The sequence below is a fragment of the Mycobacterium sp. E2497 genome (genome assembly GCF_001668695.1).
Taxonomy (GTDB): domain Bacteria; phylum Actinomycetota; class Actinomycetes; order Mycobacteriales; family Mycobacteriaceae; genus Mycobacterium.
In genome coordinates, this window is record NZ_LZKD01000141.1 from 1 (window position 1) to 10,872 (window position 10,872).

Here is a 10,872-nt window from a genome sequence, read left to right on the forward strand (position 1 = left end):
AGGTTGATGCCCGGGGTCAGCTGGGTGGCGAACTGGGCGGCCGCCTCCTCGGCGGCCTTGAGCCGGTTGGGGGGGACGTCGGTGGAGGCCATGGACTCCGACACGTCGATGACCAGCATGACGACCGCCCGGTTCAGCGGGATCCGCACGTCGGAGGTTGGCCCGGCCATCGCGGTGGTCAGCAGTACCAGTGAGGTCGCCAGCAGGATCGTCGGCACGTGCCGCCACCGGCTGGGGTGCGCAGGCGCGACCCGCTCCAGCACCTCCATGTTGGCAAAGCGCAGCACGCGCCGGCGGCGGGCGAACTGCAGCACGACGTAGATGCCCAGGACCAGCAGAACGGCGAGCAGGAACAGGAAGAACCACGCGTTCTGGAAGCCGGTGACCGACACGGGGCCCAGCAGGGGCAACTTCATGTCCAGCCACACTATGCGCCGAACGTCGGCGCTGCACCGCGCCTACCGGGCGGTCACCCCACGACGAGGTCGCGGCGCTGCGTGAACTTGATGTCCAGGCTGCGCAGATGGGTCTGCAAACCGGCGTCCTGAATGGGAATCAGGTGGGCGGGCCGATCGGTCTCGTTGTAGTGGGCGTGCCACATTCCGGGCGGCGTGGTGAAGGCGCCGCCCGCCTGCCACTCGACCCGGATGGGGTTGACTATGTCGCCGTGCTCGTCGAGGCGGGTCCCCAGCAGGGTGTAGCAGCCGCTTTCCGGCGCGTCGAGGATCAGGTCGAGGGCGACCGATTGATGCCGGTGCGGGCGCTGCACCTGATTGGCCGGAAGCACGCCGAACATCGCCCACAGCACGTGGGTGATGGTCAGCGTCTGCTCCTGGTTGGCGTTGGCGAGCAGGACGCTGACCCGGCTCTTCTCGTTGGCGCCGGGCTGCGACGCGATCTCTTCGAGCTTGGCCACCGCATCCGCACGGCAGAACTTCGTCGCACGGAAGCGCGGCTGGGTCGCTTCGGCCCCGAGGTAACGCAGCAGCGGCTCGTCGTGCACCCAGTACATCGCCGTTTCGGCGGCGGCGTAGAACACGGTGTGGGTGCCGGCGGGCAACGTCAGGAAGTCGCCCTTCTCGAACTCGACGAGGTGGCCGTTGACCGCCGCGAAGCCACGCCCGTAGAGGACGTAGTACAGCTGGGAGGTGGCGTTGGGGCTGGCGTCGATCTGCTCGCCGCTGCGAATGCGCACGAAGTTGGCCAACAGCGCGGGGCTGGTCGCCGCACCGGTGTTGATGCCAAGCTCCTTCGACAGGTCGAGGGGGAAGATTCCGGTCGGCTGATCGACGTAGATCTCCGGGTCAAAGCGGGAAATCGGAACCTGCGGCGCGAGCCCGGACCCGATGGGATTGGCGGCTTTGGAGTATTCGAAGTAGCACGCGTCGTCGGCCCAGTCTTCGAAGCGGCCCTCGAAGCCGTACTCGGCGACGTTGATCATCGGTGCGGGAATCGTCGGATCCAGGTTGGGGACCAGCGACTGGTTCGTTTCCAGAGTGGACATGGCGAAGGGTCCTTAAGCTCGGGTACGTCTTACATCTGTAATGTATCTATCTTGTATCTAAGCGTCAAGACCAGCTGCGACCGGAATCGCTTGGTGTACGGTCGACTGCCTGAGATACGACTTAGCTACGGGGAAGGTAGCAGTGGCAACGATCGACCCGCGGCCGGGCACGGCCAAGGACCGCGCGCTGGACTACGTCAAGACGCGGGTGCTGACCGGCGCGTTCCCCGGCGGGGAGCTGATCAGCGAGGGCGACGTCGCCACGGCGCTGGGGATGTCCCGCACGCCGGTGCGCGAGGCGTTCCTGCGGCTGGAGGCCGAGGGCCTGCTGCGGCTGTACCCCCAACGCGGCGCGCTGGTTGTCCCCGTGTCACCCGGCGAGGTCCGATCGGTGATGGAGGCGCGACTGGTGCTCGAGCAGTTCGCCGCGACGAAGGTGGTGGGCCGCGGCCCGGCCGTGTGCGCCGCGGTTTTCGAGCGGATGTCGACCGAGCTCGAGCGGCAGCGCGCCGCCGTCGACCACGCCGATTGGCCCGAATTCCTCGACGCCGACCGCGCCTTCCACGCCGTGACGCTGGCCGAGTCGGGGAACGTCATCCTGGCGGGTTTCTACGCGTCGCTGCGGGATCGGCAGATGCGGATGATCGGCGAGTCGGCGCTGCGCGACCCCGACCGGGTGAGGACGATCCTGGACGAGCACCGCGAGATCGCCGAGGCGCTGCGTGACGGCGACGCCCCCCGAGCGCTGCGCGCGGTGCAGACGCACCTGGCCGGCACGGTGCGCGCCATCGGGCTCGCCGCCGACCTGCTCTGACACCCGCCCCAATTGTGTTAGAAGTCCGTCTTTTCGGGGAAATCCTCGTCGAGATGGCGCCCACCCCGGGAGCCGTTATGACAGGAGCTGAAATGGTCGGATCCATCATCCTCGCCATCATCGTGGGGGCGATCATCGGTGTCGTCGCCCGCCTGGTGATGCCGGGCAAGCAGAACGTCGGCATGATCATGACCGTCGTGATCGGCGCCGTAGGCGGCCTGATCGGTTCGGCGGTCGCCAGCCAGTTCGGATACCACAACGCCAACGGTGGCATCGCGTGGATTCCGTTCTTCATCGGAGTCGGCGCCGCCGTCGTCCTCATCGCCCTCTACGAGGCGCTGACGGGTCGCCGCACCGGCACCCGGCTCACCCGCTGAACCGAAAGCTACGCCGCTCGTCCGCTTTTCGGGCGAGCGGCGTCAGCCCGCGATCAACACGGCGTAGCGCGGCTTGATGACGTCGTCGATGATCGCCAACCGCTCGTCGAACGGAAGGAATGCCGACTTCATCGCGTTGATGGTGAACCGCTCCAGGTCGCTCCACCCGTAGCCGAAAGCCTGTACCAACCGGTGCATTTCGCGGCTCATCGAGGTATCGCTCATCAGCCGGTTGTCCGTGTTGACGGTGACCCGGAATCGCGTGCGGGCCAGCAGGTCGAACGGATGGTCGGCGATGCTTTTCACCGCACCGGTCTGCACGTTGGAACTGGGACACAGCTCGAGCGGAATTCGCTTGTCCCGCAAGATGGCCGCCAGCCTTCCCAATCTCACTTCGCCGCCACCCAGGACGTCGATGTCGTCGACGATGCGCACCCCGTGGCCCAGGCGGTCGGCGCCGCAGAACGCGATCGCCTCGTGGATGGAGGGCAGGCCGAACGCCTCGCCCGCGTGAATGGTGAAGCGCGCGTTGTGGTCTCGCATGTACTCGAAGGCGTCCAGGTGCCGCGTCGGCGGGTTTCCCGCCTCGGCGCCGGCGATGTCGAAACCGACAACTCCCTTGTCCCGGAACCGGATAGCCAGCGCGGCGATCTCCCGGGACACGGCGGCGTGGCGCATGGCGGTGACCAGCAGCCGCACCACGATCGGCCGGCCCGCGGCGGCGCAGGCCTTCTCGCCGTCGGCGAAGCCGGCCAGCACGGAGTCGACGATCGCGTCGAAGGACAGCCCCCGGTCGATGTGCAACTCGGGCGCGAACCGGACCTCGGCGTAGACGACCGAATCGGCGGCCAGGTCCTCGACGCACTCGTAGGCGACGCGGTGCAGCGCGTCGGGTGTCTGCATCACCGCCACGGTGTGCGAGAACGGCTCCAGGTAGCGCTCCAGCGAGCCGCTGTGCGACTGCGTGCGAAACCAGGTGGCCAGCTCGTCGACGTCGGTGGTGGGCAACCCGTCGTAGCCGGTTTGTTCGGCGATCTCCACCACGGTCGACGGGCGCAGCCCCCCGTCGAGATGATCGTGCAGCAGCGCCTTGGGCGCCTTCTTGATCTGCTCGAGGCCCAGTGGCGTGGTCACGTGACGATCCGATCGATGATCAGCGGCCGCGGGGCCGGCGGTGTGTCGCCGACGCTGTAGCCGCCTTCCAGCTCGGCCAGCGCGGCGCCGAAGCGTTCCGGGGTGTCGGTGTAGAGGGTGAACAGCGGCGCGCCGGCCGAAACCGGCTCCCCGGGACGGCGGTGGATCCGGACGCCGGCGCCGGCCTGCACCCGTTCGCCCGGACGGGACCTGCCCGCGCCGAGCCGCCATGCCGCCAGCCCCACTGCCATCGCGTCGATATCGCCCATTGTGCCGCCCCGGGCGGCGGTCACGGTGTCGGAATGCGCACCGATCGGCAACGGAACCGACAAATCGCCGCCCTGGGCGGCGATCAGCCGGCGGAATCGGTCCATCGCGGTGCCGTCGCGCAGCGTGTCGGCGGGGTCGCGGGCGTCGAGCCCGGCCAGCTCGAGCATCTCGGCGGCCAACCGCAGCGTCAGCGCCACCACGTCGGGCGGGCCGCCGCCGGCCAGCACCTCCAGCGACTCGGCGACCTCCACGGCGTTGCCGACCGTCGCGCCGAGGGGGGCGTTCATGTCGGTCAGCAGCGCATGCGTGGGCACGCCGTGCGCGGCGCCCAGTTCCACCATGGTGTGGGCCAGCTCGCGGCAGCGCTGCGGGGAGCTCAGCAGCGCCCCGGAGCCGACCTTCACGTCGAGCACCAGCGCTCCGGCGCCCTCAGCCAGCTTCTTGCTCATCACCGAGCTGGCGATCAGCGGCAGCGACTCGACCGTGGCGGTGACGTCGCGCAGCGCGTACAGCTTGGCATCGGCCGGCGCCAATTCCCCGGCGGCGAAGATGGCCGCGCCGACATCGCGGAGCTGGTCGCGCACCCGACGGTTGGACAGCGTGGCGGTGAACCCGGCGATGGACTCGAGCTTGTCCAGCGTGCCGCCCGTGTGCCCGAGCCCTCGCCCCGACGCCTGCGGCACCGCCGCGCCGCAGGCCGCGACCACGGCAACCAGCGGCAGGGTGATCTTGTCCCCCACTCCCCCGGTGGAGTGCTTGTCCACGGTGGGCTTGCCCAGGTCGCTGAAGTCGAGCCGTTCCCCGGACGCCAGCATCGCCGCGGTCCAGCTGGCGGTCTCGCCGTGGTCCATACCGCGCAGGAAGATCGCCATCAGCAGCGCCGACATCTGTTCCTCGGCGACCCGGCCATGGGTGTACGCGTCGACCACCCACTCGATGGCGGTGTCGGACAGCCGGCCGCCGTCGCGCTTGGTGCGGATCACCGTCGGGGCGTCGAAGTTCAAGTCGGTCAACGGGGTTCCCGCGGCAGGTCGGCGGTGAACGCGTCGGGCAGCAGCTCGCCGAGGCGGCGGGGACCGTCCGGATGGTCGACCAGCAGCTCGGGGCCGCCGTGCTCCAGCAGCAGCTGGCGGCACCGCCCGCACGGCATCAGCGGGGATCCCCGCCCGTCGACACAGGCCAGCGCGATCAGCCGGCCGCCGCCGCTGGTGTGTAGGGCGCACACCACACCGCATTCGGCACAGAGACCAAGGCCATATGAGACGTTCTCCACATTGCAGCCGGTGACCACGCGCCCGTCGTCGACCAGCGCGGCCGCTCCCACCGGGAATCGGGAGTACGGCGCATAGGCCCCCGCCGCGGCACCGATTGCCTTGCGGCGCAGCGTATTCCAATCGACATCAGGCATACCCAACCTCGTTCAAAACCCCGCTCACCGACGGGCCCGTGCGACTGCCACCCTAACTCTGGCACGACGCTTCGCTTGGCGGACTGCTTGGCGCTGGGCGTCCTTCGGCCGGGTTAGGCTGAACTGCCCTCCAATGTCAGAAGGCGGTGAGGACTCCGGTGACCACACAGGCGACAACCGCGGATCCGGCAAAAGAATCTGCGCCCGCGCGCAGGCGCCGACCGCCCCGGACGCTGTATCGGGGCGACCCGGGCATGTGGTCCTGGGTGCTGCACCGCATCAGCGGCGCGACGATCTTCTTCTTCCTGTTCGTCCACGTGCTGGATGCCGCGATGCTGCGGGTGAGCCCGCAGACCTACAACGCGGTGATCCACGACTATCAGACCCCGGTCGTCGGACTGATGGAGTACGGGCTGGTGGCCGCGGTGGTATTCCACGGGCTGAACGGGATCCGGGTCATCCTCATCGACTTCTGGTCCGAGGGCACCCGCTACCAGAAGCTGATGTTCTGGATCGTCGGCGTCGTCTTTCTGCTGCTCATGGTGCCGGCCGGCGTGGTGACCGGGATCCACATCACCGAGCACCTGCGATGAGCTCCCCGGACCTGCAGCTCGGCCGGGGCGAGGTGGCCCCGGTGCGGCAGCGCAGCCACGACCGGCCGGCCAGCCTGGACAACCCGCGCTCGCCGCGGCGCCGGGCCGGCATCCCCAATTTCGAGAAGTTCGCGTGGCTGTTCATGCGGTTCTCCGGCGTCGCGCTCATCGTCTTGGCCGTCGGGCACCTGTTCATCATGCTGATGTGGGACGACGGCGTTTACCGCATCGACTTCAACTACGTGGCGCAGCGCTGGGCCTCGCCGTTCTGGCAGTTCTGGGATCTGGCGCTGCTGTGGCTGGCGCAGCTGCACGGCGGCAACGGCCTGCGGGTGATCATCGACGACTACAGCCGCAAGGACAGCACCCGGTTCTGGCTCAACAGCCTGCTGCTGTTGTCGATGGGGTTCACGTTGGTGCTGGGCACCTACGTGCTGGTGACATTCGACCCGAATATCTCGTGATTTTAGGGGGCTGACCGGTTGATCCAGCAACACCGATACGACGTGGTGATCGTCGGCGCCGGCGGCGCCGGCATGCGCGCGGCGGTGGAAGCCGGCCCGCGGGTCCGGACCGCGGTGTTGACCAAGCTGTACCCGACCCGCAGCCACACCGGGGCTGCCCAGGGCGGGATGTGCGCGGCGCTGGCCAACGTCGAGGACGACAACTGGGAATGGCACACCTTTGACACCGTCAAGGGCGGCGACTACCTCGCCGACCAGGACGCGGTGGAGATCATGTGCAAGGAAGCCATCGACGCGGTGCTCGACCTGGAGAAGATGGGGATGCCGTTCAACCGCACCCCCGAGGGCCGCATCGACCAGCGCCGCTTCGGCGGGCACACCCGTGAACACGGCAAGGCCCCGGTGCGCCGCGCCTGCTACGCCGCCGACCGCACCGGGCACATGATCCTGCAGACGCTGTACCAGAACTGCGTCAAGCACGACGTGCAGTTCTTCAACGAGTTCTACGCGCTGGACCTGGTGCTCACCGAGACGCCGAGCGGGCCGGTGGCCACCGGGGTGGTGGCCTACGAGCTGGCCACCGGCCAGATCCACGTCTTCCACGCCAAGGCCGTGGTGATCGCCACCGGCGGTTCGGGCCGGATGTACAAGACCACCTCCAACGCGCACACGCTGACCGGAGACGGCATCGGCATCGTGTTCCGCAAGGGACTTCCGTTGGAGGACATGGAGTTTCATCAGTTCCACCCGACCGGCCTGGCCGGGCTGGGCATCCTGATCTCCGAGGCCGTGCGCGGCGAGGGCGGCCGCCTGCTCAACGGCGAGGGTGAGCGTTTCATGGAGCGTTACGCCCCGACCATCGTCGACCTGGCACCGCGCGACATCGTGGCCCGCTCGATGGTGCTGGAAGTCTTGGAGGGCCGCGGCGCCGGCCCGCACAAGGACTACGTCTACATCGACGTGCGCCACCTCGGCGAGGACGTGCTCGAGGCCAAGCTGCCCGACATCACCGAGTTCGCCCGCACCTACCTGGGCGTCGACCCGGTGCACGAGCTGGTTCCGGTCTACCCGACGTGCCACTACGTGATGGGCGGCATCCCCACCACCGTCACCGGGCAGGTGTTGCGGGACAACACCTCCACGGTGCCGGGCCTCTACGCCGCCGGCGAGTGCGCGTGCGTGTCGGTGCACGGCGCCAACCGGCTGGGCACCAACTCGCTGCTGGACATCAACGTCTTCGGCCGCCGCGCCGGCATCGCCGCGGTCAACTACGCGCGCGGGCACGACTTCGTCGACATGCCACCGAATCCGGAGGCGATGGTGGTCGGCTGGGTGGGCGACATCCTGAGCGAGCACGGCAACGAGCGGGTGGCCGACATCCGCGGCGCGCTGCAGCAGTCGATGGACAACAACGCCGCGGTGTTCCGCACCGAGGAGACGCTGAAGCAGGCGCTGACCGACATCCACGCGCTCAAGGAGCGGTACTCCCGAATCACCGTGCACGACAAGGGGAAACGCTACAACAGCGACCTGCTGGAAGCCATCGAGCTGGGCTTCCTGCTGGAACTGGCCGAGGTCACGGTGGTGGGCGCGCTGAACCGCAAGGAATCCCGCGGCGGGCACGCCCGGGAGGACTACCCGAACCGCGACGACGTCAACTACATGCGCCACACCATGGCCTACAAACAGGGCACCGACCTGCTCAGCGACATCGCGCTGGACTTCAAGCCCGTCGTGCAGACCCGCTACGAGCCCAAGGAACGGAAGTACTGATGACCGCAGGCGAGGCCTTGGAGCAAGAAGAGGCACCCCGTGTCGAGCCGCCGCTCCCGCCCATCCCCGACGGGGCGGTGATGGTGACCCTCAAGATCGCCCGGTTCAACCCCGACGACCCGGACGCCTTCGCGAAAACCGGTGGCTGGCAAAGCTTTCGGGTTCCATGCCTGCCCAGCGACCGGCTGCTCAACCTGCTGATCTACATCAAGAGCTACCTGGACGGGACGCTGACCTTCCGGCGCTCCTGCGCCCACGGGGTGTGTGGTTCGGACGCCATGCGCATCAACGGCGTCAACCGGCTGGCCTGCAAGGTGCTGATGCGCGACCTGCTGCCCGAGAAGCCGGGTAAGCAGCTCACGATCACGGTCGAGCCGATCCGCGGCCTGCCGGTGGAGAAGGATTTGATCGTCGACATGGAGCCGTTCTTCGACGCCTACCGCGCGGTCAAGCCGTACCTGGTCACCAGCGGCAATCCGCCCACGCGGGAACGCATTCAGAGCCCCACCGACCGCGCCCGCTACGACGACACCACCAAGTGCATCCTGTGCGCGGCCTGCACCACCAGCTGCCCGGTGTTCTGGCACGAGGGCAGCTACTACGGCCCGGCGGCGATCGTCAACGCGCACCGGTTCATCTTCGACAGCCGCGACGAGGCCGCCGCCGAGCGCCTCGACATCCTCAACGAGGTGGACGGCGTGTGGCGCTGCCGCACCACGTTCAACTGCACCGAGTGCTGCCCGCGCGGCATCCAGATCACCAAGGCGATCCAGGAGGTCAAGCGCGCGCTGATGTTCACGCGCTGACCATGCGCACGGGTCAACAGAGCTCGTGATGGCTACACCGGTTGCCGCCCAACCGTTTGGCCTGGTACATCGCCGCGTCGGCGGCGGTGATCAACTCGGCCAGAAGGACCTGCGGTTCGACGGCGGTGTCGTCCAGGCGGGCGCACGCGGTGCCGATGCTGGCGGTGACCCCCGCGGTCGAGGCCGCGATCGCCCGGCACATCCGCGCGGCCAGCGACTCGGCGTTGCAGCCCGCGGACGTGCCCGCCAAGAGAAATTCCTCGCCACCGCTTCGCGCCACCACCGCCTGGTCGTCCGCCGCGGCCAACAGCGCCTGGGCGACCTGGACCAGCGCGTGGTCGCCGGCGGCGTGACCACACCTGTCGTTGAGGCCTTTGAAGTTGTCGAGGTCGATCAGCATGACCACCAGGTGGGAGTCGATGCCCCGACGCGCCACGATCATCCCCAGCGCCTCGTGCTGGAATGCGCGCCTGTTGAGCAGGCCGGTCAACGGATCGCGGTCCGCGGTCAGCAGGTCCCCCGACAGGGCGCGCACCAAGATCCGGATCGCCAGCGGTAGGGCGATGTTCACCTCGATCACCAGCCACAGGTCCACCCCCGCCAGGCTGGGGTGGCCGGTCCGGGCCAGCGACAACGCCTCCCAGGACCCGACCGCGGCGGCGACCGCGAAGTTGTACAGCACGAACCCCGTGGTGTGGAAGAACGCCATGTAGGCGCCGAACGTCGCGAACGCGATGCAGCCGATCAGGGCGGCCAGCGGATTCGGGTGCGCCAGGCACGCCAGGGCGGTGGCGGTGTTGCACGTCATGGCGAAGGCGACCGACTGCCGGCGCGTGGGCCAGCGCCATACCCACAGCAAAACGCCCGCCACCCCGCCGGCGACGGCAAGCCACATCATCGCCACCGGGACCGGTCCGCGCGGACCATCGGAACCGGCGAGCAGCGCCAGAAGGCACAGCACCATCGACGCGGCGATGGATGCCATCACGGCCCGGGTGGCGCCGCTGAGGCGCCGCGAGGCGAGGTAACCCGAGAGCCAGTCATACTGATCGGCCCGCCACCATGGGCTGAACAGCGCGGTCATCGTCGGCTCCCCATCGCGAACCACTGATCATCGATGTCGAGTGGCTAGGCGCATGCTACGGCTCTCCCGCGGCCGACGAGGCGCATTCCGCCGTCACAGTTGTCCGGCCCGTCTCGTCTAAGGGGTATGACACAGAAGACCCGAATCGAACCCCTGTCCCCCGAGCGCGCCGGGCTGTTGACCCGTGTGATGTACCGGATCGCCAAGCGGCGCTACGGCCAGGTCCCCGAACCCTTCACCGTGACTGCCCACCATCGCAAGCTGATGGTCGCCGGTGCCGTGCACGAGACGATGATCGACCGGGCGTCCACGCAGCTGCCGGTCGGTGTGCGCGAGCTCGCGGTGCTGTGGACCGCGCGCAGCATCGGCTGCTCCTGGTGCGTCGACTTCGGGTCCATGTTGCAGCGCCTGGACGGCCTCGACGTCGAGCGGCTCGAAGAGATCGACAACTACGCCACCTCAACGGCATTCACCGAAGACGAACGTGCCGCCATCCGTTACGCCGATGCGATGACCACCGATCCGCACACCGTCACCGACGAGCAGGTCGCCGACCTGCGGGCCCGATTCGGCGACGCCGGGGTGATCGAGCTGACGTACCAGATCGGCGTGGAGAACATGCGGGCCCGGATGAACACGGCGCTG

12 protein-coding genes and 1 pseudogene are annotated in these 10,872 nt (G+C 68.5%); 7 read left to right on the forward strand and 6 right to left on the reverse strand.

Annotation, left to right across the window (positions count from 1 at the left end):
* Window positions 1-416: BatA domain-containing protein (locus A5713_RS12650; protein ID WP_197516363.1), on the reverse strand; the 416-nt coding region annotated here is incomplete at its 3' end.
* Between the two features lie 53 nt (window positions 417-469).
* On the reverse strand, window positions 470-1,504 hold the full coding sequence (locus tag A5713_RS12655) for a cupin (RefSeq protein ID WP_068095939.1): 1,035 nt from the start codon (window positions 1,502-1,504) through the stop codon (window positions 470-472).
* A gap of 142 nt (window positions 1,505-1,646) precedes the next feature.
* Between A5713_RS12655 and A5713_RS12660 the strand changes: the two genes are divergently transcribed.
* Both A5713_RS12660 and A5713_RS12665 read left to right on the forward strand, forming a co-directional pair.
* Window positions 1,647-2,318, forward strand: a complete 672-nt coding sequence (locus tag A5713_RS12660) for a GntR family transcriptional regulator (RefSeq protein ID WP_068095941.1) — start codon at window positions 1,647-1,649, stop codon at window positions 2,316-2,318.
* Window positions 2,319-2,410: 92 nt separating this feature from the next.
* Window positions 2,411-2,695: a GlsB/YeaQ/YmgE family stress response membrane protein gene (locus tag A5713_RS12665; protein ID WP_067920713.1), complete on the forward strand. Its 285-nt coding sequence runs from the start codon at window positions 2,411-2,413 to the stop codon at window positions 2,693-2,695.
* A gap of 42 nt (window positions 2,696-2,737) precedes the next feature.
* On the opposite strand, the gene A5713_RS12670 is transcribed toward A5713_RS12665, so the two are convergent.
* Genes A5713_RS12670 through A5713_RS12680 form a run of 3 tightly spaced genes read right to left on the reverse strand, consistent with a single transcriptional unit; the run spans window position 2,738 to window position 5,507 of the window.
* Window positions 2,738-3,829, reverse strand: a complete 1,092-nt coding sequence (locus A5713_RS12670) for an adenosine deaminase (protein ID WP_067920715.1) — start codon at window positions 3,827-3,829, stop codon at window positions 2,738-2,740.
* The gene (locus A5713_RS12675; protein ID WP_068095943.1) at window positions 3,826-5,112 is read right to left on the reverse strand and encodes a thymidine phosphorylase; all 1,287 of its coding nucleotides are present in this window, start codon (window positions 5,110-5,112) and stop codon (window positions 3,826-3,828) included. Before A5713_RS12675 ends, A5713_RS12670 begins: the two co-directional genes overlap by 4 nt.
* On the reverse strand, window positions 5,109-5,507 hold the full coding sequence (locus A5713_RS12680; RefSeq protein ID WP_068095945.1) for a cytidine deaminase: 399 nt from the start codon (window positions 5,505-5,507) through the stop codon (window positions 5,109-5,111). The genes A5713_RS12675 and A5713_RS12680 overlap by 4 nt, the downstream gene beginning before the upstream one ends.
* A gap of 254 nt (window positions 5,508-5,761) precedes the next feature.
* On the opposite strand from A5713_RS12680, the gene sdhC reads away from it, so the two are divergent.
* From sdhC to A5713_RS12700, 4 genes are read left to right on the forward strand one after another with little or no spacing between them, the layout of a single operon-like run.
* Entirely contained in the window at window positions 5,762-6,100 is a 339-nt protein-coding gene (gene sdhC, locus A5713_RS12685; protein ID WP_068095947.1) for a succinate dehydrogenase, cytochrome b556 subunit, read from the forward strand.
* Window positions 6,097-6,564 (forward strand): succinate dehydrogenase hydrophobic membrane anchor subunit, encoded by a 468-nt coding sequence (locus A5713_RS12690; RefSeq protein WP_067924494.1) that lies wholly within the window; start codon window positions 6,097-6,099, stop codon window positions 6,562-6,564. The genes sdhC and A5713_RS12690 overlap by 4 nt, the downstream gene beginning before the upstream one ends.
* 18 nt (window positions 6,565-6,582) lie before the next feature.
* Window positions 6,583-8,337 carry a succinate dehydrogenase flavoprotein subunit gene (gene sdhA / locus A5713_RS12695; protein WP_068095949.1) on the forward strand — a complete coding sequence of 585 codons (1,755 nt, stop codon included), beginning with the start codon at window positions 6,583-6,585 and terminating at the stop codon, window positions 8,335-8,337.
* Window positions 8,337-9,143: a succinate dehydrogenase iron-sulfur subunit gene (locus tag A5713_RS12700; RefSeq protein ID WP_067918231.1), complete on the forward strand. Its 807-nt coding sequence runs from the start codon at window positions 8,337-8,339 to the stop codon at window positions 9,141-9,143. The genes sdhA and A5713_RS12700 overlap by 1 nt, the downstream gene beginning before the upstream one ends.
* 13 nt (window positions 9,144-9,156) lie before the next feature.
* Here A5713_RS12700 and A5713_RS12705 read toward each other — a convergent pair whose 3' ends face one another.
* Window positions 9,157-10,227: a diguanylate cyclase gene (locus tag A5713_RS12705; RefSeq protein ID WP_068095951.1), complete on the reverse strand. Its 1,071-nt coding sequence runs from the start codon at window positions 10,225-10,227 to the stop codon at window positions 9,157-9,159.
* 93 nt (window positions 10,228-10,320) lie between these two features.
* On the opposite strand from A5713_RS12705, the pseudogene A5713_RS12710 reads away from it, so the two are divergent.
* Window positions 10,321-10,872: pseudogene (locus tag A5713_RS12710) on the forward strand (carboxymuconolactone decarboxylase family protein); the annotation flags it as partial.